At 62.9% G+C, this 20426-nt stretch carries 25 protein-coding genes; 13 read left to right on the top strand and 12 right to left on the bottom strand.

What is annotated here, in order from left to right; translation table 11 throughout:
- Positions 1-24: 24 nt before the first annotated feature.
- The gene (locus I2456_RS13930) at positions 25-798 is read left to right on the top strand and encodes a YqjF family protein (RefSeq protein ID WP_085074237.1); all 774 of its coding nucleotides are present in this window, start codon (positions 25-27) and stop codon (positions 796-798) included.
- Here the strand turns inward: I2456_RS13930 and I2456_RS13935 are convergent.
- Both I2456_RS13935 and I2456_RS13940 read right to left on the bottom strand, forming a co-directional pair.
- Positions 795-1097, bottom strand: coding sequence for a hypothetical protein (locus I2456_RS13935; protein WP_085074236.1), 303 nt, complete (start codon positions 1095-1097; stop codon positions 795-797). The two genes, I2456_RS13930 and I2456_RS13935, sit on opposite strands and share 4 nt — an antisense overlap.
- Before the next feature lie 118 nt (positions 1098-1215).
- Entirely contained in the window at positions 1216-1983 is a 768-nt protein-coding gene (locus I2456_RS13940) for an SDR family oxidoreductase (RefSeq protein ID WP_085074235.1), read from the bottom strand.
- A gap of 35 nt (positions 1984-2018) precedes the next feature.
- Between I2456_RS13940 and I2456_RS13945 the strand changes: the two genes are divergently transcribed.
- On the top strand, positions 2019-2495 hold the full coding sequence (locus tag I2456_RS13945) for a nuclear transport factor 2 family protein (RefSeq protein WP_085074234.1): 477 nt from the start codon (positions 2019-2021) through the stop codon (positions 2493-2495).
- On the opposite strand, the gene I2456_RS13950 is transcribed toward I2456_RS13945, so the two are convergent.
- Positions 2492-3220: a DJ-1/PfpI family protein gene (locus tag I2456_RS13950; protein WP_068033229.1), complete on the bottom strand. Its 729-nt coding sequence runs from the start codon at positions 3218-3220 to the stop codon at positions 2492-2494. The genes I2456_RS13945 and I2456_RS13950 overlap by 4 nt on opposite strands.
- A 16-nt stretch (positions 3221-3236) precedes the next feature.
- On the bottom strand, positions 3237-4187 hold the full coding sequence (locus I2456_RS13955; RefSeq protein ID WP_085074233.1) for a GlxA family transcriptional regulator: 951 nt from the start codon (positions 4185-4187) through the stop codon (positions 3237-3239).
- A gap of 117 nt (positions 4188-4304) precedes the next feature.
- On the opposite strand from I2456_RS13955, the gene tpx reads away from it, so the two are divergent.
- Positions 4305-4802 (top strand): thiol peroxidase, encoded by a 498-nt coding sequence (gene tpx, locus I2456_RS13960; RefSeq protein WP_085074232.1) that lies wholly within the window; start codon positions 4305-4307, stop codon positions 4800-4802.
- A gap of 4 nt (positions 4803-4806) precedes the next feature.
- Here tpx and I2456_RS13965 read toward each other — a convergent pair whose 3' ends face one another.
- A complete protein-coding gene (locus I2456_RS13965) occupies positions 4807-6420 on the bottom strand; it encodes an AMP-binding protein (protein ID WP_085074231.1) in 1614 nt (537 codons plus the stop codon).
- 138 nt (positions 6421-6558) lie between these two features.
- Between I2456_RS13965 and I2456_RS13970 the strand changes: the two genes are divergently transcribed.
- Positions 6559-6909 carry a DUF4333 domain-containing protein gene (locus I2456_RS13970; RefSeq protein WP_085074230.1) on the top strand — a complete coding sequence of 117 codons (351 nt, stop codon included), beginning with the start codon at positions 6559-6561 and terminating at the stop codon, positions 6907-6909.
- Here I2456_RS13970 and I2456_RS13975 read toward each other — a convergent pair.
- The 4 genes from I2456_RS13975 to I2456_RS13990 all read right to left on the bottom strand — a co-directional run bounded on the left by I2456_RS13975 (position 6906) and on the right by I2456_RS13990 (position 9279).
- Complete coding sequence (locus tag I2456_RS13975) at positions 6906-7859, bottom strand: NAD(P)H-dependent flavin oxidoreductase (RefSeq protein WP_085074229.1); 954 nt, start codon at positions 7857-7859, stop codon at positions 6906-6908. The two genes, I2456_RS13970 and I2456_RS13975, sit on opposite strands and share 4 nt — an antisense overlap.
- Positions 7840-8253 carry an NYN domain-containing protein gene (locus tag I2456_RS13980; RefSeq protein WP_085074334.1) on the bottom strand — a complete coding sequence of 138 codons (414 nt, stop codon included), beginning with the start codon at positions 8251-8253 and terminating at the stop codon, positions 7840-7842. The genes I2456_RS13975 and I2456_RS13980 overlap by 20 nt, the downstream gene beginning before the upstream one ends.
- 26 nt (positions 8254-8279) lie before the next feature.
- The gene (locus I2456_RS13985) at positions 8280-8561 is read right to left on the bottom strand and encodes a hypothetical protein (RefSeq protein ID WP_068156829.1); all 282 of its coding nucleotides are present in this window, start codon (positions 8559-8561) and stop codon (positions 8280-8282) included.
- A gap of 70 nt (positions 8562-8631) precedes the next feature.
- Positions 8632-9279, bottom strand: a complete 648-nt coding sequence (locus tag I2456_RS13990; RefSeq protein ID WP_085074228.1) for a PE family protein — start codon at positions 9277-9279, stop codon at positions 8632-8634.
- A 223-nt stretch (positions 9280-9502) separates the two neighbouring features.
- Here I2456_RS13990 and I2456_RS13995 point away from each other — a divergent pair, with 223 nt between their 5' ends.
- From I2456_RS13995 to I2456_RS14035, 9 genes are all read left to right on the top strand, one after another.
- Positions 9503-9970: a MarR family winged helix-turn-helix transcriptional regulator gene (locus tag I2456_RS13995; RefSeq protein ID WP_241007709.1), complete on the top strand. Its 468-nt coding sequence runs from the start codon at positions 9503-9505 to the stop codon at positions 9968-9970.
- 125 nt (positions 9971-10095) lie between these two features.
- Positions 10096-10713: an isochorismatase family protein gene (locus I2456_RS14000; protein WP_085074226.1), complete on the top strand. Its 618-nt coding sequence runs from the start codon at positions 10096-10098 to the stop codon at positions 10711-10713.
- 73 nt (positions 10714-10786) lie between these two features.
- A complete protein-coding gene (locus tag I2456_RS14005; protein WP_163703838.1) occupies positions 10787-12496 on the top strand; it encodes a class I adenylate-forming enzyme family protein in 1710 nt (569 codons plus the stop codon).
- Complete coding sequence (locus I2456_RS14010) at positions 12496-13182, top strand: TetR/AcrR family transcriptional regulator (protein WP_085074224.1); 687 nt, start codon at positions 12496-12498, stop codon at positions 13180-13182. The genes I2456_RS14005 and I2456_RS14010 overlap by 1 nt, the downstream gene beginning before the upstream one ends.
- On the top strand, positions 13179-14009 hold the full coding sequence (locus I2456_RS14015; RefSeq protein ID WP_085074223.1) for an SDR family NAD(P)-dependent oxidoreductase: 831 nt from the start codon (positions 13179-13181) through the stop codon (positions 14007-14009). The genes I2456_RS14010 and I2456_RS14015 overlap by 4 nt, the downstream gene beginning before the upstream one ends.
- Before the next feature lie 30 nt (positions 14010-14039).
- The gene (locus I2456_RS14020; protein ID WP_163703839.1) at positions 14040-14825 is read left to right on the top strand and encodes an enoyl-CoA hydratase/isomerase family protein; all 786 of its coding nucleotides are present in this window, start codon (positions 14040-14042) and stop codon (positions 14823-14825) included.
- A gap of 90 nt (positions 14826-14915) precedes the next feature.
- The gene (locus tag I2456_RS14025) at positions 14916-15593 is read left to right on the top strand and encodes an SDR family NAD(P)-dependent oxidoreductase (protein WP_241007710.1); all 678 of its coding nucleotides are present in this window, start codon (positions 14916-14918) and stop codon (positions 15591-15593) included.
- Positions 15590-17065, top strand: coding sequence for a flavin-containing monooxygenase (locus I2456_RS14030; RefSeq protein ID WP_085074221.1), 1476 nt, complete (start codon positions 15590-15592; stop codon positions 17063-17065). The genes I2456_RS14025 and I2456_RS14030 overlap by 4 nt, the downstream gene beginning before the upstream one ends.
- Before the next feature lie 12 nt (positions 17066-17077).
- Positions 17078-17557 (top strand): cupin domain-containing protein, encoded by a 480-nt coding sequence (locus tag I2456_RS14035; protein ID WP_205880170.1) that lies wholly within the window; start codon positions 17078-17080, stop codon positions 17555-17557.
- A gap of 10 nt (positions 17558-17567) precedes the next feature.
- Here the strand turns inward: I2456_RS14035 and I2456_RS14040 are convergent, their stop codons facing one another.
- The 3 genes from I2456_RS14040 to I2456_RS14050 are packed head-to-tail and all read right to left on the bottom strand — an operon-like array spanning position 17568 to position 20298.
- Positions 17568-18179, bottom strand: coding sequence for a TetR/AcrR family transcriptional regulator (locus tag I2456_RS14040; protein WP_068033212.1), 612 nt, complete (start codon positions 18177-18179; stop codon positions 17568-17570).
- Positions 18180-18216: 37 nt separating this feature from the next.
- Positions 18217-19002 carry an alpha/beta hydrolase gene (locus tag I2456_RS14045; RefSeq protein ID WP_085074220.1) on the bottom strand — a complete coding sequence of 262 codons (786 nt, stop codon included), beginning with the start codon at positions 19000-19002 and terminating at the stop codon, positions 18217-18219.
- A 51-nt stretch (positions 19003-19053) separates the two neighbouring features.
- A complete protein-coding gene (locus tag I2456_RS14050; protein WP_068033276.1) occupies positions 19054-20298 on the bottom strand; it encodes a cytochrome P450 in 1245 nt (414 codons plus the stop codon).
- Between the last annotated feature and the right edge of the window lie 128 nt (positions 20299-20426).

Raw genomic sequence — 20426 nt, forward strand, 5'->3', positions numbered from 1 at the left:
CAGCAGGCGTGCCACGATGGTGGTATGACAGCCGCATCCGGCACTCCGGGTGACGAAGCAGGCATCAGCCCGGCCTTGGCGGGATTTCCCGTCACCCCGCCGCCGTTGCCCGGCCCAGTCGTTTGCGACCAGCATTGGCGTGACTTGGCCTTCGTGCATTGGCCGGTGCCACCCGACAGTGTCGAGCACCTGTACCCGCCCGGCACTCGGCCCGACATCTTCGCCGACGGAATGACATACGTGGGGCTGATCCCGTTCCTGCTCTGCGACACCAAAGTGGGCAGCGCGCTGCCGCTGCCGTATGTCGGCACTTTCCCCGAGACCAACATTCGCCTGTATTCCACCGACGATGCCGGACGCCATGGTGTGCTCTTCCGGTCTCTGGAGACCGCGCGCCTGGCCGTTGTTCCCGTCACCCGCATCGCCTTGGGCATCCCGTACACCTGGGCCAAGATGCGAATTGACCGGGCAGGCAATGAGATCACCTATCAAAGCGTGCGGCGCTGGCCGCGGCGTGGGTTACGCAGCCTGGTGCGCATCAGGGTGGGCGACGTGGTCGAGCCGACGCCGTTGGAGATTTGGCTGACCGCCCGCTGGGGCGCGCATACCCGCAAGGCCGGCCGGACGTGGTGGGTGCCCAACGAGCACGATCCGTGGCCATTGCAGGCCGCGGAGGTCGTCGACCTGCTCGACGACTTGCTGGTCGCCAGCGGGGTGCAACCGGCCGGTGAGGCCCTGCGCGCAGTGTTTTCCCGCGGCGTTCGAGCCAAATTCGGCCGTCCCTGTGCGCTGCCCTAGTAGGACAGCACGTGGAAATGCCCGTGCGGGCAATCGCCTTCGATGCCGCCGAACGGATCGTCGTCGAATTCCCGCCAGACCCAGTGACTTCCGCAATACGTGGCCGCACAATCGGGGCAGTGATAGGGCGCGTAGCTGTAACTGAGGCGGTACAGCAAGGACGCATCGGTGTGCGATATCGCCTGCGTGACAACGTCAATACGGTCGGCAGAGATCGGATGACTGGTGAGGCCGAAGAAGGTCTCCACCACCAGGGCGGCTTGGTCGCCGGGCCGCTCCAAGACATCCAACTCGGCCATTGCTTGCAGCGCCGGCCGTAAGCTACCGCTCACCGCGTCGGCAGGGGTCGCGAGCCAGACCCGCCCGGCGAGCTCGCCGCAAATAGCGCACTCGAAGCGGGCCTGGCGACCGCCCGCCTCAGGGGCAGGTGTATCCACCGTCGATCACGATGTCGGAGCCGGTCATGTAGCTAGACGCCGCGCTGGCCAGGTAGACGTAGAGGCCCGTGAGCTCTTCGGGTCGTCCCAATCGCCCCAACGGAACTTTCGGCTCCCAAAGTTTGTGGTACTCGGCCAAAGGCTCGACGAGTTCGGTGAGGATGTAGCCCGGGCTGACGCTGTTGACCCGAATGTTGTGCGGCGCAAACTCCACCGCCATTGCTTTGGTCAGGTGGATGACGGCGGCTTTCGATGTGCAGTAGTGGCCGACGTTCTGCGGGGTGTTGATGATGTGCCCCGACATCGACGCGGTGTTGATGATCGCCCCGCCCTGCCCTTGTCGCACCATGGCCTTGGCCGCGGCCTGGGCGGTGAGAAAGACGCCGGTGACGTTGGTGGTTTGGATCGTCTGGAATTCTCGCAACGCCATATCCAGCATTGGCGTGTCGGTGATGATGCCGGCGTTGCACACCGCGATGTCGATCCCGCCGAATTCGGTGCTCACCCGGTCCACCATGTCGGTGACTTGGTCGGGCTGCGTGACGTCACAGCCGATGGAGACCGCTTGGCCGCCGGACGCGGAGATCTCGTCGACCACCTCATCCAACGCACGGCGATTGCGTGCCGCGACGGCCACCTGAGCGCCGGCTTCGGCGTATGCCAGTGCGACTTTCTTGCCGATGCCGCTGGAGCCTCCGGTGACCAAGGCTCGCTTACCACGCAGACTGAACAGCTCCAAGACGGTCATGGTTAGACCCTTACCGCACGTCTACTGTGTCCGCTATGGGCAAGTTCACCAGGGCTGAAGTTGAGCAAGCCGTCAACCACTACACAACTGTCGTCGAAGGGTGCTCGGCTTCTGGTGACTGGCGGCCCTTCGCCGACCTGTTCACAGAGGATGTCGTCTACACCGAGCACCACTACGGGGTCTTTCGGGGGCGCGAGGAGGTGCGGAACTGGATCGTGGCCGTGATGGCCCCGTTCCCGCATATGCGGTTTCCGTCTGACTGGATCGCCTACGACGACGACAACGACGCCGTGGTCTTACTGATCAAGAACCTGTTGGATCACCCGACCGAGGAAGATGGCGAGCCGTTCTGGTTTCCGAACTGGACTCGGCTGGTCTACGCCGGCGACGGGCTCTTCTCCAGCGAGGAAGACATCTACAACCCCAACCGCGACGCCCCGAAGGTCGTGAGCGAATGGCTGCGCGCCGGAGGCAAATTCGCCTCTGATCAGTTCCTGGCGCCGAAGTCTTAACGCGCTACCTTGCGTCGGCGCGAACGCGCCGCGGCCAGTGCCTGGTCCCAGGCGAGCAACGTAGCGGCCTTCAGGTTGGCCGGTTTCGCGCTGTCTTTGGACAGCAGCGCGGTGGCGCCGGCCTTCGTGGCCGCCGAAGCCTTCGACATGTGGCCGGAGTCGAAGGGTGGCTGCGGGTCGTATTCGATTGCGAGCTGGATGGCCTTGGCCCTGTTGTCTCCGGCCAACTGCCCGGCCAGCCACAGGGCGAGGTCAAGCCCGGCTGACACACCAGCACTGGTTACGATGTTGTCCTGGTGCACGATTCGTTCGTCGGCTACGGGGACAGCACCAAAAGCCTTGAGCGCCGGAATGGTCAGCCAGTGCGACGTTGCGCGCCGGCCTTGCAGCAGGCCGGCCGCTGCCAGGATCACCGAACCCGAGCACACCGACGTCGTCCAGCGGGCGGTCTGGTGGACTTGACGCAGCCAGTCGAGCAGCGTCTCGTCGCGGGCATGCACCGGAGTCGAAGGACCACCCGGCACGAGAATCACGTCGGGCGACGGGGTTTCGGCCAGCGAGTGGGTAGCACCGAGCACCAGCACACCGGAATCGGCGGTGATGGGGCCAGGTTCGTGCCAGACGAAGCGCACGTCGGCGTCTGGCAGGTTGCGCAGCACTTCGTAGGGACCGATCATGTCCAGCGCGGTGAATCCGGGGTAGGCGACGAATGCGATCTGCGGCATCTGTTCTCCTTAGCTCTTAGGCAAACGCTTTTCGATATTGGTCTGGCGGGATACCGACACGACGAATGAAGTTGCGGCGCATCGTTTCCGCAGTGCCGAAGCCGCAGCGGGCGGCGATGGCCACCACCGTGTCGTCGGTTTCCTCGAGCTGGCGGCGGGCGGCCTCGGTGCGGACACGTTCGACATACTGGCCGGGCGCCTCACCCACTTCGTCGGTGAACACGCGGGTGAAGTGGCGCGGACTCATCGCCGCCCGCTGCGCCAGTTCTTCGATGCTGTGCGCACCACCGGGTTGCGCCTCGATCATCTCTTGCACCTCGCGAATCGAGTTGCGTTTCGCCCGTGGCATCCACACCGGTGCCGCGAATTGCGTCTGTCCGCCGGGGCGGCGCAGATACAGCACCAGCCATCGCGCGACCGTCTGGGCGACTTCGGTGCCGTGGTCGTCCTCGACCAGTGCCAGCGCCAGATCGATGCCCGCGGTCACACCGGCAGCCGTCCATACCGTCCGCGAGCTCCGCACGAAGATCGGATCGCAATCCACGTGCACGGCGGGGAATTGGCGGGCCAATCGGTCGGCGAAAGCCCAATGGGTAGTCGCACGGCAGCCGTCCAGCAATCCGGCTTCGGCCGCCAGAAAGGCACCGGTACACACGGTGACGACGCGCCGGGCGCTGCTGGAAGCGGCTTTGACCCAGGCCATGAACTCCGGATCGCAGCGAGCGGTGTCGACACCGCCGCCGCCGGGCAGCACCAGGGTGTCGACGGGCTCGCCCGGGTCGGGCAGCGGCGCGGAGACGAACGCAAGGCCGGTCGGGGTGGTGACCGGTTGACCGTCGATGGAGGCCAGCTTCACGTCGTAACCGCCACTGGTCAGCAGCGCCGCCGCGGTGAACACCTCATATGGCCCCACGACGTCGAGTGGCTGCACGGCCGGAAAACCGGCAATCAGCACGTTGCGGGCCATGCACTCAGTGTTGGCCACCGACGACCATGTCGTCTACGCCAGACACCCCACGAATTAGGACAGGGCTAGGGGAGCCCTGGCCGAAAGCGTCCGTACCCACCTTGGCAGACTGTGCGCATGGCACAGATAACGCTGCGTGGAAACGCGATCAATACGGTCGGTGAGCTGCCCGCTGTCGGATCTCCCGCCCCGAACTTCAACCTGACCGGCGCGGACCTCGGGTCGGTGAGCAGCGACCAGTACCAAGGGAAGCCGGTGCTGCTCAACATCTTCCCGTCCGTCGACACGCCGGTGTGCGCCACCAGCGTCCGAAAGTTCAACGAGCGTGCCGCCAGCAGCGGTGTGTCTGTGCTGTGCGTGTCCAAGGATCTGCCGTTCGCGCAGAAACGGTTCTGCGGCGCGGAGGGCATCGAGAACGTCGCGACTGCCTCGGCGTTCCGGGACAGCTTCGGCGAGGACTACGGCGTCACCATCTCCGATGGCCCGATGGCCGGCTTGCTTGCCCGGGCTGTCGTCGTCATCAGCCCCGACGGCAATGTCGCCTACAGCGAGCTGGTGCCAGAAATCGCCGAGGAGCCCAACTACGACGCAGCGCTGGCCGCCGCGTCACAGTAGCGCTTCACAAGCCGAGTAGCCGGATCGATTCGGCGCGCATGTCCACCTTGCGCACCTTGCCGGTGACCGTCATCGGGAAGTCGTCGACGAGCAGCACGTACCGAGGGATCTTGTAGTGGGCGAGCTGCCCTGAACAAAACGCCCGGACGGCATCGGCGTCCAACTGTCCTCCATCGGGTCGAAGCTTGATCCACGCGCAGACCTCCTCGCCATATTTCGCGTCCGGAACGCCGACGACCTGGACATCTTCGATGTCGGGGTGGGTATGCAGAAATTCTTCGATCTCGCGGGGATACACGTTCTCCCCGCCGCGAATGACGATGTGTTTGATGCGACCGGCGATCACGCAGTAGCCGTCGTCTCGCATCACCGCCAAGTCGCCGGTGTGCATCCAGCCCTCGCTGTCGATCACCTCGCGCGTCCTGTCGTGGTCACGCCAATAGCCCAACATCACCGAGTACGCGCGGGTGCACAGCTCACCGGGTTGCCCTCGTGGCATCAGTTCACCGGTCGCCAGATCGATGATCTTGATTTCGACGTGTGGATGGGCTCGCCCGACCGTTTCCGTTCGACGCTGCAGATCGTCGTCAATCCGGGTCTGGCAGGACACCGGCGACGTTTCGGTCATGCCATAAGCGATGGAGACCTCTGCCATGTTGAGGTCGGCGATGCACCGTTTCATCACTTCAACTGGACAGGTGGCGCCCGCCATGATGCCGGTGCGCAGCGACGACACATCGCGGTCGGTGAAATCGGGAAGTCCCAACATGGCGATGAACATCGTCGGAACGCCGTAGAGGGCGGTGCAGCGCTCCTGCTCGACGGCGGCCAAGGTGGCCGCAGGGTCGAAGCCCGGTCCCGGGATGACCATGGTCGCGCCGTGGCTGGTACAGCCCAGGTTGCCCATCACCATCCCGAAGCAGTGGTAGAAGGGGACCGGGATGCACAACCGGTCGGCGGGCCGAAGTTCCAGGAGTTCGGTGACGAAGTAGCCGTTGTTGAGGATGTTGCGGTGTGACAGTGTGGCGCCCTTGGGCGAACCCGTTGTGCCAGAAGTGTATTGGATGTTGATCGGGTCGTCGGGATGCAGCGTTGCCATCCGGGATCGCAACTGCGCATCCGACACTTGGTGGGCGCGCCCGCACAGCCGCTGCCAGTCCTCGGTGCCCAGGAACACAATCTCATCGAGTTCGGCGGCCTGGCCACGCACCTCGTCGAGCATGCGCCGGTAGTCAGAGGATTTGTAGGCTGTCGCTGAAATCAACAGCCGCGTTCCCGAGTGGCTGAGCACGCGCGACAGTTCCTGGGCCTGGTAGGCGGGATTGAGCGCGACCAGAATGGCGCCGATCTTGGCGGCGGCGAACTGTAGCACTGTCCACTCCGGACAGTTGGGCGACCAAATGGCCACCCGGTCTCCACGAGCAATCCCGCTGGCCATCAAAGCCTTTGCCAAGACATCGATTTCGATGTTCAGTTCGCAGTAGGTCCAGCGCCGATCACTGATCACGTCAACGAGCGCCTCGATCTCGGCATACGCCAGTGCACTGCGCTCGAAATTCGCGCCGATGGTCTCATCGAGCAGCGGGGTATCGACCGGACCAGCGTCATAGGACTGCACCGGAGTTCGTCACCTCCTTCACGTCGACAAGATCAATGATGCGCCGCGCGGCCGCAAGCGGATTGCTCGTTTCGCGCCGTTTTCACACCGCTCAGCGTTAGCCTGACTTTCCCACCAAACAGGAACGGAGGTCCGCCGATGGCCCGCACCGCTGATCACGCCGGCTGGGACCAAACCAAGCTGAGTCGCTCGCTCGGTGTCCGCGTTGCGGTCGGCGCGCTCGTCGGCGCGATGCTCGGGTTGCTGACCGGCTGTGGCAGCACGGTCAAACCGCAGGGAGCAGCGCAGTCCGTCGTCGACGTCGTTTCGAGACAAACCGGCTTTCACCCCACCGATGTGCATTGCCCATCCGGCGTGAAAGCCAAGGCGGGTCAAGAGTTCGACTGCCATTTCACTGGTCCGGAAGGCAAACCGTATGTCGCGCACATGCGCATCACCAAGGTCGACGGGGACAACGTCGAGTTCGACATCAAGACGCGCCCCGATTAATCGAACGCTCGACGTGTGGCGGCCGTCAGGACCTCACGGCAACCGGTCCAGATCCGCTCGATGATGTCCGCTGCCGGCGGAAGGTCGTCTATGCGCCCGGCCACCTGCCCGGTATTGGCGACGCTGGCCTCCATGTCTCCGGCGAAGTAGAGCCGCTGAACCCGTTGCAGCGCAGCGCCACTCTCACCGAATGACGCTGCCGCGTCGAGCTTCTCGGCTGCGGGTGTACGGATCACTCGCATCATCCGCTTGCCGTCGAGGGGGAGTAACACCGTCGACGTCTCGTCGGCCTCGATGACCGCCTGTTTGAGGCGGGGGTGGACAGGGGAGTCCGACGACGCAAGCAGCCTGGTGCCCATCTGCACTCCTTCAGCGCCCAAGACCAACGCGGCGGCCATTGATCGGGCGTCACAGATTCCTCCCGCGGCCACAATGGGAACGTCGACGTGGGCAGCGACCAAGGGCAGCAGCACCATGGTCGAAGCCCCGAATCGGTTCTTGAACCCGCCACCTTCGACACCTTCGACGACGAGCCCGTCCACGCCGGCGTCGACGGCTTTCTTGGCCGCTGCGAGCGTGCCGACCACGTGGAAGACGGTGATGCCCGCATCGTGGAGTCGACCGGTGAACAGTGCGGGGTCACCGGCCGAGGTAGTCACGAAACGAATGCCGTTGGCCACGAGGAGGTCAACGACGGCGGGGTCGCGATTCATGAGGAGTGCGATGTTGGCGCCGACCGAACGGTCGGTGAGGTCACGGACTCGCCGCAGGTCTGCCCGGCCTTGCTCAGATGTCGTCTCGACAATTCCCAGTGCGCCGGCGTTCGACACCGCTGCGGCCAGTTGCGCGCCGGCGATGTAGGTCATGGGCGCTTGAATGATCGGGATGTCGATGTGCGCGAGAGCGCACACACGGTTGCCGGTGGACTGTTCACTTCGCTCGGTTGCCATGTGGCCCTTCGCGTTTAGGCGTGGTCGGGTCGATGAGGTTGCGGAATACCTCGGCTCGATGAACCGTCGCGCCCAGGCTTCGCACCCGCTCTGCCAACCATTTGTCCGATGTCACCACACATAGTTCACCCGGTTGCGAATCGGCACGCACCAGCCGGACGATCTCATCGTCGGCTGAGTTGGCCGCCGCTTCGGGCGCATGCGTGACGTCTACTAGTGACGAAGAGATGGTTCTGGGCAGCGGATGTTCGAAGACGACGGTGACGTGCGCCTGCTGCGCTGAAGCCCATCGGTCGAGCTTGTCCACCAACGCGGCCATGGCGCCTTGACGGTCTTTCCACCAGCCGTCCGGTCGACTGCCGATGACATTCATTCCGTCGACGATCCACCGCACCTGGGACGGCGTCACGGGCTCCCGCCCTAAAACCAACGGCGCTTTTTGGTCCTCTTGTCGATCTCGGCTCTGAACTTGTTGTAATGCTGCTGGGCGGCGCTTTCTTCCAGCGCGCCCAGTGCGTTGACCACCTCCAGGTGGGAAAGGATGAGCAGGCCGTTCAACTGCTTGAGGCGCTCGGGATTGTCGGTCAGCGTGTCTTCGTCGTCGACGTAGGTGAGTAAGAAATTTCGCAGCGCCTGGCTGCCAGTCATCCGCTCCGGGACTTTCATCTGCCGCAAAATGGTGGACATGTCAGGGCTGGTCAAGGCATCTCCTCACGATCGACTGACAGCGCAAGCGTAGGAGACTGTCGACCAACGCCGGTGTTGCGACTCGTTATGCCAGACGCTCGCCAGGCTCCGGCTCACCGACGTCGTCCCGCTGGCGATCATCCTCGTCGGCGGGTCCGGCAGCCGACGCCAGCCCCGCTTTGGACGCGCCGCCGGCCGGTGCGCCCGAGCCCATACCGCTGCCCAACGGAGCAGCGCCGCCCATAGCCGAGGATCCGGCATTGGCGGCGGCCGGCGCCATCGGCGAAGACGGCGCCTCGATCAGCTGGGACATCAGCGGGGTGCGTGCCGCCACGCCGGCTTCACCGGGCAAGGCACCTGCGCGCAGCAGGCCGGCGCCCGCAGTGGCGCTCGATCCGCCTCCGGCGGCGCTGCGTGATATGGCCGCCCCACTGAACGTCAAGGCTCCGGCCGCATCGCTATCGGCATCTCCATACATGCGCGCGATGTCGGTCAACGCGGTTCCGGTCCGCATGAGCTCTTCCTGAGCAGCTGTGTTGGACGCCAACATCGACGCCGCCTCCTGCGCGAACGCCATCACCGCCTGGGCCGAAACCTCTTCACCACCGGCCGGAATGAGCCCCGACAGGACCGACATGGCCGCCGTCGTGCCCGCGTTGATGCCCTGGCTGCCGATGTCGACCAACTGCGACCCGATGTCGCCAGCGACTGGATCGTGTGACATGGAATCCATCTGCGCACTCCTGGTTGTTCAGCGGGGCCTTCGGCGCTTCCACCGCCGCAAACTCCGGCCCAGCCGCACTGGACGATGGACTAATTCTAACGGCCGTCATGGGGTCAGCCAGGCACTTTCTTCAGGACGGCCACCGCCGTCGATCCGACTGCCACGTCAGGATCACCGGCACCCGGAAGGCCTGCCTTAAGGTGACTCACACGATGTAGTCGTGGAGGCGCAAGTGACAGCTGCAGGCGGTAGAGGCGACGACCTGGGCGTGATGGCAGGTCGACTGCTCTTCGCAGTTCAAGGCGAGCTTTTCGAGCGTTTGCATGACGAGGGCTTCGACGACATTGTTCCGCGCCATGGAGTCGTGCTGGCGTACCTTCGGCCCGACGGGATCAGAGCTACCGACCTCGCCCGGTTATCGGGACAACTCAAGCAGGTCGTCGGCGTCATCGTCGACGACCTCGAGAAGTTGGGCTACGTCGAACGAAAGCCCGATCCCGCCGACCGCCGAGCCAAGCTCATTGTGCCGACTGCTCGTGGGCGCAACCAGATGGAGGCGGCTGACTCGATCATGGCCGACATCATGAAGCGCCACGCGCGCGAACTCGGCGCCGAAAACTTCCGGCGATTCCTCGCCGACTTCCGAACTGTCATCGCCCACCAACGCGCTACGTTCACTGCCTCCGATCCAGTCAAGTAATCCGCGCAGCGCAGCGGTGCGCCCGAGCCGCGCTTCTTGACACTGCGCCGTCAATGTAGTAATCAGAATTGATAGTCAGTTTTGTTTACTATTAGCTGGTTGGCTGCCTGGTAGAGGAGAGTCCAATGGAACTATCACAACGAGTGCGGTTCACTCGGGAAAATACGGCGGTGCTGCTGATCGATCACCAGGTGGGCCTGTTCACCGGCGTGCGCGATATCGACGTCAATGAGCTACGGCACAACGTGGTCGGTCTCGCCCGGGCCGCTCAGATCCTGGGATTGCCCATCGTGGCAGTCACCACCGCGCGCGACAGCATGTGGGGCCCAACCATTCCCGAACTCAAGCGCACGCTCGGCGATGTCGAGATTCTTGACCGCGCAACGGTGAACGCCTGGGATGACCAACGCTTCGTCGCCTTGGTGGAACAGACAGGTCGCGACCACTTGATCACCGCCGGCCTGTCCTTTGAAGTGTGCGCTTCCCTGCCGGCAATCTCCTCGCGTCAGAAGGGATTTCACCCCGTGGTCGTTGTCGATGCCTGCGGGACCTTCTCACGCCACAAACGCGAAGCCGGCATCGCCCGGCTCACTGCCCTCGGGATCGAAGTCTCCGACTACGCCACCGTGATCGTCGAGATCATGGCCGACAACTCCGATGCCAAGGCCAACGAGGTCTATGCCGCACTAGACATGCCCTTCGCCACCTTGATGGGCGAAGTGGCTTCGGCGATGACCCGGTAGTCGAAGGCAGCCGGCTTCTCCGGTCCACTGCGCGTCCTTGCAACGGATAGTCGGACAGTTTACGATGCGTAAAGTGAACACCGATACACGCCAGTTCTACGAAGAACTCGGATACCCTGCCATATGGCTCGACGAGGCCGACCAGTACCAGTCCGACGACTCCTACGTCGTGTTCGACCCGGTTTGGGCCGAGGAGTTGCCCCGTATACCCGAGCAGACAGTCGACGTCATCATCCGACGTAATGCTCAACAGCGCCCTACTGCACCGGCACTGGTCTACTTGGGTCGTACGCTCAGTTACGGCGAATTCAACGAACTAGTGGGCCGCGCTGCCGCTGTGCTGCGCAGCAGCGGGGTACGCAGCGGTGACGTCGTGGCCGTCATGGTGCCCACCTCGGCGATGCACTGGGTCCTCTTCTTCGCCCTCGCCCGGCTCGGAGCCGTCCACTGCGGGGTCAACGTCATGTACCGAGCCGACGAAATTCGTTTTCTCCTGGAGGATTCCAAGCCCCGCGTCGTTGTCTGCCTGGACGCGTTGTTGCCCGAGGTCATGCGGGCAGTGTCGGCACACACGCCCGAGACGCTCTTCACGGTCTCGATCACAGACTTGGCCGCTTCGGATTTCACGCCATATCCCGGACTGGACGCATGGTGGTCTGCATCACGGCAGCCTGCGACGTCCGTCCCGGCGTTGCTGCGCGAAATGACCCACGCGGATCCTTTGTGGGAGCCCGCACCTGTCACCGACGTCCATCAGGACATCGGTCAAATCGTGTACACGGCCGGCACCACCGGCCGTCCCAAAGGTGTTCTGCAAACTCATTACAATCTGATACACAACGCCATCACGCACACCTTGGCGATGCCTGCCGTCGCAACCCCGGTCACGGTGTCCGTCCTGCCGCTATTTCACACCGGCGGCTTCTTTGTCTACTCTTTGCCGACCTTCGTGCGCGGCGGCACCGTCATTCCGCGACCCCTGTTTGAACCCAACGACTTTCTGAAGTGCGTGCAGCAGCACGGGGTCAACGTGCTCTTTGGTCCGCCCACCCTCTACACGGCCCTGCTGGGCCGAGGTGTCGATCCGGCGCAACTTTCCAGCGTCCGCATCTGCGCGACGGGTGCCGCCCCAATTCCTGCCGAGTTGCCCGGGCAGTGGAAGGCGATGACAGGACTGGACCTGCACGGCGGCTGGGGCATGAGCGAGCTCAACAGCCTGGGCACCTTCAACGCGTTGCCAGGAAAACAGACCCCGGGCACTCTGGGTGTGCCGGTCGTCGGCGAAGTGAGGATTACCGTCGAGGGAGGCGTCGCTCCTCGGATGCGCGCAGGAGACATCGAATTCCGTGGCTTGCAAGTCTCTCGGGGCTACCTGGGGCGAAATGCCGAGACACAAGCCAGTTTCGGCGCCGACGGCTGGCTGCGCACCGGGGACATCGGCTATATAGACGACGCTGATGCCCTGCATTACGTCGACCGCAAGAAAGACCTGCTTGTGGTCTCGGGGTACAACGTCTCTCCGACGGAAATCGAGGCGGTGTTGTTGCGACACCCCAAGATCTGCGACGTGGCCGTCATCGGGCAACACGACCCGTATCGCGGGGAGGTTCCGGTGGCCTTTGTCGTCGGTGATATCGCCGCCGACGACGTCGAGACCTACAGTCGCGCTCACCTGGCAGCCATGAAAGTGCCGCGCCGGGTGCATGTGGTCGATGCGCTGCCCAAGAACGCCATGGGTAAGACGCTGAAACGCGAATTGCGCAGTCACGAGGCGGTGCAGTGATGGCGCGCACAGATGAAGTGACCATCGCGGCCCGTCGTCGCCGCGAACGGGAACGCAACGCGCGCCGCGACAGCATTCTCGCGGCGGCTCAGGAGACCTTCGCCACCCGTGGCTTCGCCGGCTCCACCATGGAGGAAGTCGCGCTGCGAGCTGAGATCACCAAACCGACGCTCTATGGCTATTTCCGCACCAAGGATGAACTTCTGCTCACCCTGATGCTCCCGGTGTTCGCCGACATCGGGACACAGCTGGAGCACCTGCAACGCGACCTCGAGGCCGGTTCAATCAACAATTGCCAGCACCTGATTGACCGATTCCTCGACGCGGTGCTCAATCCGTATCGGACCGATCCGGCGCGGTTCCGGCTCACTCAACTGCTTCATCAGACGCGGCTGGTCGAGACGCTGGATCAGGCCACCGTTGCCGCGCTGGATATGCAGGGGCGCCGGGATTTCCGGCTGGCGCGCTCGATCCTTCGTGCTGCGGTGCAGGAAAAATTGATTCGCGATGTGCCGGTGGCGCCGCTGGCTGACGTCATCTGGGGAATTGTTGTCGGCACGATTCAGGTCGAAGACATCAAGAACCGTACCGGCGGCCGCGCCCAACACACTGCCACGTTGCAACTGGCCGCCGACCTGCTCGCCGCCGCTCTGGACCCCCAGCCTAACCGTGGTCATCAGCGGTGACCGACGAATTCGCCGGCAAGGTCGCCATCGTCACCGGTGCGGCGCGAGGAATCGGCGCAGCGATTGCCGGGCGTCTCTGTCATGGCGGCGCCACAGTCGTGATCGCCGACATCGACGGTGCTGAACTAGATCGTCTTGCAACGCGGTTACCCCGACCCTCGACTCAGGTTGCCGTGGACTTGACCGCTCCGGACGCACCCGACCTCGTTGTCGAAACTGCGGCGCAGCTGCACGGCCGCCTGGACATCGTGGTGAACAATGCCGGCTATACCTGGGATGGCCCGATCCATACCATGTCCGACGAGCAGTTTCAGGCCATGCTCGACATCCATACCGTGGTTCCGTTTCGGATGTTGCGCGCCGCGGCAACGTTGATGCGCACGGCGGCCAAGAAAGAGGCCGCACTCGGTCGCCCGGCCCATCGCAAGGTGGTCAACGTGGTCTCGCTGGCCGGCTTGATGGGTCAAGGCGGCCAGGTCAATTACTCCGCAGCCAAAGGCGCGACCATCGCACTCACCAAAGCGCTGGCCAAGGAATGGGGGCACCTGGGCATCAACGTCAATGCCGTAGCGCCCGGATTCATCGAAACGCGGCTGACCGCCGACCTGGACAACGGTAACGACATTGAGATTGCCGGGCGCACACATCGACTCGGAATTTCGGAATCGGTGCGCAGCAGCGCCTTGGCGACCAACCCGCTGGCACGTGTCGGTGCGGTGAGCGATGTCGCGGAAGCTGTGGCCTGGCTGGCCTCTGCCGCGTCGAATTATGTACAGGGCCATGTGTTGACCGTCAGTGGCGGTCAAATCGGGGGCATGACGTGTTGATCAATGACGGGAAGGGCCATCGTGTCTGAGGTGTTGAAGTTCGAGGTGCGCAATCGCACCGCCGTGGTGACTTTGAATCGGCCAGAGCAACGCAACGCGGTCGATCTTGAGTTGAGCGCCGCGATACTGGCCGCCTGGGACCGCATCAAGGCAGATCCGGAGATTCGTGTCGCCATCCTGACCGGTGCAGGGCCGGCATTCTGTGCCGGTGCTGATCTGAAGAAGCTGATCCCGCACATCCGTGCGGCCAGCGACGCCGAGAACCGTCGTCGCGCTTGGGAAGGCCCGGGTTGGGCCGGGATTTCTGGCGGCTACACGATCAACACACCGATCATCGCTGCGATCAACGGTGATTGCATCGCAGGTGGACACGAGCTCGCCGAATTCTGTGACATCCGAATCGCCGTGCCTCACGCCCGGTTCGGACATCAAGAAATCAAATGGGGTCTGATGCCCGGTGACGGCGGGTGTTCGCGGTTGCCTCGCATCATCGGTCTCGGGCGGGCGATGGAGCTCATCTTGACCGGGCGCATCTACGACGCTGACGAAGCACTCCGAATCGGATTCGTATCCAAACTCGTGCAACCACAGGACCTTATGCATGAAGCCATGGTTATGGCAGATGCCATCGCGCGGAATGCGCCTCTGGCGGTGCGGGCCGCCAAGCAAACGGTGCTTCGCGGGATCGGCAGGCCATTGCATGACAACATCCCGTTCGAGACGGAAACTTTCAGTTACCTGTGCAAGACCGAGGACTGGACACGGGGGCAGCAAGCGTTTCTCACCGGCGAGAAGCCTGACTTCCAGGGGAAGTGACACATTATGAACATGATCCTCTCGACGGTTCCAGTGCAAGGCGCGAGGATCGTTGTCACTGGTGCGCTCGGCGGTGTGGGCTCTGCCTTGATGGTTGCTCTGGAAAGCGTGGGTTGTGCGGTGATCGGGATCGACCGCCCGGAGGTGGTCAGTTCAGCCAGTGACACGCGTCGATTCATTGCCGCCGACCTCTCCGACGCGGAATCGGCGCGCGCCGCAATCCATTCCGCGATCGAGAGCCTCGACGGGTTAGATCACCTCGTCGGTGCGGCCGCGAATGTCGCCACGATCCACCGAGCCCGTAGCTTTCCTGCCGAGACGTTTCGTGACGACGTCGCCACCAACTTGCTCAGCCAATTCTGGACCGTCCAGGCGGCCTACCCGGCTTTGACCGACAGCGACATGGCCAGCGTAGTCATGGTCTCGTCGATTGGAGCGCTGGACGGCTTGCCCGGCCAAGCGTCCTATGCGGCAGCCAAGGCTGGCATTCTAGGGCTGGTCCGGACCCTGGCCGCGGAGTGGGCCCGGGCCCGCATCCGCGTCAACGCCATAGTGCCCGGGTTAGTCGGCACCCCGAAAGTGCTCGCCATGACCGACGACATTCGAGGTCGCGTCTTGGCGAATGTCGCGATGGGACGGTTGGTTTCGGTTGAGGAAGTGGTCGCCAGCGTCGCGTTTCTTCTTTCGCCGGCCGCCGCAGCCATCACCGGTCAGAGCATTCGCGTCGACGCAGGCGCGGGCCTGAACACTGTCGGGTTGCATCGATGACCGACCAGTTCAGCTACGACGTTGTCATCATCGGCGCGGGCTTCTCCGGATTGGCCGCCGCGGCCAAGATCTCCCGGCTCACCCGATGCTCTTTTGTCATCCTGGAAAAGAGTGACGACGTTGGTGGAACGTGGCGCGACAACACCTACCCCGGATGCGCGTGTGATATACCCGCGCCCTTGTATTCGTTCTCCTTCCTCCAGAATCCGGAATGGCGCGAACTGTTCGCCACCCAGGCCGAAATACTGCGCTACCTGCAGGAAGCCACCAGGCGCCTCGGGCTGGCTGAGAAAATTCTGTTCAACACAACCGTTTCCGGTGCTCACTGGGACTCCACCAGCAACGTGTGGCGCTTATCAGCGCGCGATGGGCGGCAATTCACGGCCCGCTACGTCGTCAATGCCGTCGGTCTTCTGCATCATCCTGCTATTCCGCAGCTTGCCGGCCGCGAGGAGTTCGGTGGCCCGATGTTCCATTCAGCACAGTGGGACCACGGTGTAGATCTCAGGGGGAAGCGGGTGGCTGTCATCGGAACAGGCGCCAGCGCAATACAATTCATCCCGGCAATCGTCGACCGGGTATCCGAGCTCACTGTGTTCCAGCGCACCCCGCCATGGATACTGCCGAAGAAGAATCGCCGTTTCAGCGAAGTCGAACGTGCGAGCGTGCGAGACAGTGCGCTGGCTTGCTGGGGGCGACGCGCGAGGCTGTTCTGGATACACGAGAAACGGGTGAAAGGGTTTCTCGGAGACCAATCGGCGATGCGGCCCACCCTGGAGCTGGCCGTCAACCATCTCGAACGACAAGTGCCTGATCCGGCGCTTCGCACCAAGCTGACACCCAGCTACGCGATCGGCTGCAAGCGGCTGCTCATATCCAGCGACTACTATCCCGCCCTGAGCAAGCCTCATGTCACCGTGGTCACCGACGGCATTGCCCGGTTGACCCATCATGGCGTGGCGACGACGAGCGGTCAGCACATCGACGCTGACGTGATCATCTACGGAACGGGATTCGACGCTCAACATGCCATCACTCACATCCCGATCCGAGGTCGCGACGGCATCCGCCTCGAGGAAGCTTGGTCGTCAACAGGTCCCGAGGCTTACCTGGGGACGCTCATCCGTGGTTTCCCCAACTTCTTCCTGATGTGCGGCCCCAACACGGGATTGGGCCACAACTCGCAGATCTTCATGATCGAGGCGCAGGCTCATTACCTCGCGCGGTGCATCCGCTCGGCCGGCGGCACAGCGGTGGTGGAGGTCAAAGAATCGGCTCAGCGACGCTACAACGACCGACTACAGCGGCGTCTGTCCAACACGGTATGGCAGGCCGGCGGGTGCAGGAGCTGGTATCAAGACGCCAAGAGTGGACGAAACACGCTGTTGTGGCCACAGTCGGTTGTCTGGTTCTGGCTTCGTACGCGCAAGGTGCGATCAACGGACCTCAATAAAACGTTAACCAGTTATTAGATGATTCCTGCGATGGCCGATACCGAAGGGGGTGTGGAGTGCAGATCCTGCACGATGGCAATGCTAAAGCACTTGATCTCAACGTTGGCCCTGCTTGCCTCAGCGGTGTGGCTTGGGTTTCCGATGCTGGGCTCGTCGTCTCATTCACCTACCGGCGCCACCTACGACGTCGTGGCTCAATCTTCCGAGCAGGGAAGGTCATTCATTATCCGCGACACCACAATCGATCCCGGCGGCAGCATCGGCTGGCATTGGCATCAAGGCACTGTCATCGCCCTGGTGAAGCAAGGCACCCTGTACCACTTGCGCAGTGACTGCACTGTCGACGCGATCTATCGGGCGGGTGACTCCTTCATCGAGCCGAGGGGACCAGAGCATGTGCACGACGGGCGCAATTATGGGACAACGCCAGTTGTGTTGGAGATCATGTACGTCGTTCTTGCCGGGTCACCGCTTGCGCAAGCACCCAACCTGCCGATCACATGCCCCTAGCCTTACCTGGCTAGCGGTACCCCTCGCGGCGCAGCATCGTCGCGACGTGGCGTAACAAGGCCGTGCGGAATCGATCGGCTGACGGGGTGGGGAAGTCCAGCGTGCGGGGAACCATGGCACCGGCGAGCGAGAGGAGAAGCAAGTCGACGACATCGTCTGGATCCCCGACGGGCTCGAAGACTCCGTTGTCGCGACCCTCGATGATGGTTTGCACAAAAGGTGCCCGGTAGCGGGCCCATCCTTCTTCGCTGTAGTCGCGCAACTCCGCATCGCGCATGCTGGAGCGCCACACCTCGATGAGCAACTGGTGATTGTGCAGTGGCGTATTGAGATTGCGGTCGATCATCGCCACCAGGCGGCGCCACGGGTCGCTTTCGGCCTGCGCGACAGCTTCCAGCGCAATTACTTCGATCTCAGTGGCATGCCGGATCGCCTCGATCAGCATGTCCTCGCGGGAGCCGAAATAATTTTGCAGAGTGCTTATCGCCGCGCCGCTGGCTGCCGATACGTCGGCAAAGCGGGTGTTCTCATAACCTCGTTCGGCTAACACCCGGGCGACGGTTTCAGCTACCTCCGCACGGCGGGCTCCGCCCGCCCGCCGGGTTCGCCGCTGCATGACCATGGTCGTATGGTACGACTATGCCGCCGATAAGCAAGCGTCAGAGGGATAGCTGGGTGAGCAAGACAATGGACTCGGCAACGAGGGGCCACGCCGGTTCGACTGTGAGCGAATGCCCGATGTCCGGAATGATCGTTGGTCGCGTGCCGTAGAAGGCCGCTGTAGCGCGTACGTCGCGGTCGGTATACAACATGTCCTGCTCCGCCCCGAGTACATAGACCGGTGCAGTGGTACGCCTTTTCTTCACGCTCGACATCGTCATGTCGATGAGAAGCGCTCGCGTACTCTCCGGTTGCAGCTGCGTAGTGGTCGCATCGACCAAACAGTCCGGGGCAGACCTGCCGAACAACATTTGCCGCGCCCCCGCGATGGTTTCTCCGTACAGGTCGGCTGGGCGACCTGTGAAGGAGAACTTCGTAGATCCCCATGGGTTCAGGCGGAAACAGCGCAGCACGGTACGTAAGTGGCCGCGCGGTGGCGCCGATGCCAGGAGCACGGCCGCCGGTACGTCGTTGCGTTCCATATACTTCTGCACGACGAACCCGCCCATTGAGTGCCCTACCAGCACGGGGTGGGGCGCGAGGGTATTGACGATTGATGCCACATCGTCGACGTAATCCGAGATGGAGCACCACCGCAGAGCTTTATCCGTCGGGCTAGCACCATGTCCGCGTAGGCTGACTGCCACCGCGCGAAAACCTCTGTCAGCGAAGAAATTCAGGAAATGCTGGTCCCAAAACCTACCGTTCTGGTATGCACCGTGCACGAACAGCAGCGGGTGCGGGTGGGATTTGCTGGTCTTGCCTTTCGCGATAACTTCGAGCACGAAGTCACTCCTTGGTCAGTCGAGTGAAGGGACCGGAGCACCAGTGCCGTTTCAGGTGAGCCGGTAACGGATCGGGAGGCGCTTGATGCGTCCTACGAACAGTGTGTCGGAAAGTGCGGGTTCGCCAGCTAGCTCGATTGATTCGAGGCGTGGTAACAGCGCGGAGAAAAAGCTGTTGAGTTCCATCCGGGCGAGTGCGGCGCCTAGGCAGAAGTGGACGCCGTGGCCAAACCCGAGGTGCTTATTGGGGTACCGATCGATCTTGAAGCGAAACGGATCCTCAAACACTTCTTCGTCGCGGTTACCGGATGGATAAGCCAGATAGACCGATTCCCCGGCGGCGATGGGTATGCCGCGTATCTCGGTGTCATCGGTGGCCGTGCGCATGAAATGCTTTACCGGAGTGCACCAACGGAGGATCTCTTCAACTGCGGTCGGCATCAGCTCAGGGTGTGCGCGCAGATGGTGCAACTCCGCAGGGTGGTCAATAAGCGCTCGCAGACCGCCGGCGATCGCGGCACTGGTGGTATCGTGCCCAGCCGTCGCGATGATCATGTAGTACGACAATGTGTCCATATCGGACAAGTACTTTCCGTCGACACGGGCATTGGCGATCGCCGAAGCGAGATCGTCGGTGGGCTGTGCGCGGCGCGCCGCGGTGAGGGTAGAAAAATAAGTGAAGAAATCCGTCACCGCCTCCAAGAACGCCTCGCCGGAAGAACCCCGACGTAGTTCTTTGTCATCTCTGCCGAAGACTTCCTGGGTCAGCTTGAGCATGAGGCCGAAGTCTTGCTCAGGTACGCCGAGTAGCGACATGATCACGTAGAGAGGGATGTTCGCTGCTATCTTGGTCGCAAAATCACATTCAGTGCCGGTGCTCATCTCGTCGATGTACCGCTTGACGATTTTCTCGACTGTGTCTTGGAGAGCGTGCATCGCCGCTGGTCGAAACCAGTCGACACCGATGGCCCGCAGGATGCGGTGATGTCGGCCATCCATGTGGACCAACATGCGCATACCGGTTCCTGCTTCTTGCCGGGCCCGGTTCAGGTCATCATTTTCAGCCGTAGTCAGCACGGTTCGGGGTGCATTGATCCACAATATGCTGTTGCGTTCGACTTCCATGATGTCGCGATGCTTGGTGATCGCCCAGAACGGTCTATAGCGAGGATGGTCAACCCACGTCACCGGCGCGTTGGCCCGCAAATGCGTCAAGGCCGAATGTAATCGCGGTTCATCGGCGTGAGCAGTCGGATCGGTCAAGACCTGTGTAGCGTCGTCCTCCGGCTTGCGCATCCCCATTTCCTCTCTTCTAATGTGTTGCCACGTACGCCGTTTCGGCTTGTGGGGCACGGTTCGCCCGCCAGGGTGTGGCGTCAGCGCTGCTGTCGCTTCGACGACGACTTCGAGCACGAGTCACTCTT

This window comes from Mycobacterium kubicae (genome assembly GCF_015689175.1).
In the GTDB taxonomy this organism is placed as follows: domain Bacteria; phylum Actinomycetota; class Actinomycetes; order Mycobacteriales; family Mycobacteriaceae; genus Mycobacterium; species Mycobacterium kubicae.

Bases quoted from the DNA above. Each gene is read 5' to 3' on its own strand.
- I2456_RS13930 (WP_085074237.1), top strand. From the start codon at position 25: ATGACAGCCGCATCCGGCACTCCGGGTGACGAAGCAGGCATCAGCCCG.
- I2456_RS14035 (WP_205880170.1), top strand. From the start codon at position 17,078: ATGGCCGATACCGAAGGGGGTGTGGAGTGCAGATCCTGCACGATGGCA.
- I2456_RS13975 (WP_085074229.1), bottom strand. From the start codon at position 7,859: ATGGCAACCGAGCGAAGTGAACAGTCCACCGGCAACCGTGTGTGCGCT.
- I2456_RS14030 (WP_085074221.1), top strand. From the start codon at position 15,590: ATGACCGACCAGTTCAGCTACGACGTTGTCATCATCGGCGCGGGCTTC.
- I2456_RS14010 (WP_085074224.1), top strand. From the start codon at position 12,496: ATGGCGCGCACAGATGAAGTGACCATCGCGGCCCGTCGTCGCCGCGAA.
- I2456_RS14050 (WP_068033276.1), bottom strand. From the start codon at position 20,298: ATGCGCAAGCCGGAGGACGACGCTACACAGGTCTTGACCGATCCGACT.
- I2456_RS13935 (WP_085074236.1), bottom strand. From the start codon at position 1,097: ATGGCCGAGTTGGATGTCTTGGAGCGGCCCGGCGACCAAGCCGCCCTG.
- I2456_RS13950 (WP_068033229.1), bottom strand. From the start codon at position 3,220: ATGCCGCAGATCGCATTCGTCGCCTACCCCGGATTCACCGCGCTGGAC.
- I2456_RS13940 (WP_085074235.1), bottom strand. From the start codon at position 1,983: ATGACCGTCTTGGAGCTGTTCAGTCTGCGTGGTAAGCGAGCCTTGGTC.
- I2456_RS13955 (WP_085074233.1), bottom strand. From the start codon at position 4,187: ATGGCCCGCAACGTGCTGATTGCCGGTTTTCCGGCCGTGCAGCCACTC.
- I2456_RS13945 (WP_085074234.1), top strand. From the start codon at position 2,019: ATGGGCAAGTTCACCAGGGCTGAAGTTGAGCAAGCCGTCAACCACTAC.
- I2456_RS13970 (WP_085074230.1), top strand. From the start codon at position 6,559: ATGGCCCGCACCGCTGATCACGCCGGCTGGGACCAAACCAAGCTGAGT.
- I2456_RS14040 (WP_068033212.1), bottom strand. From the start codon at position 18,179: ATGGTCATGCAGCGGCGAACCCGGCGGGCGGGCGGAGCCCGCCGTGCG.
- I2456_RS13990 (WP_085074228.1), bottom strand. From the start codon at position 9,279: ATGGATTCCATGTCACACGATCCAGTCGCTGGCGACATCGGGTCGCAG.
- I2456_RS14000 (WP_085074226.1), top strand. From the start codon at position 10,096: ATGGAACTATCACAACGAGTGCGGTTCACTCGGGAAAATACGGCGGTG.
- tpx (WP_085074232.1), top strand. From the start codon at position 4,305: ATGGCACAGATAACGCTGCGTGGAAACGCGATCAATACGGTCGGTGAG.
- I2456_RS14025 (WP_241007710.1), top strand. From the start codon at position 14,916: ATGGTTGCTCTGGAAAGCGTGGGTTGTGCGGTGATCGGGATCGACCGC.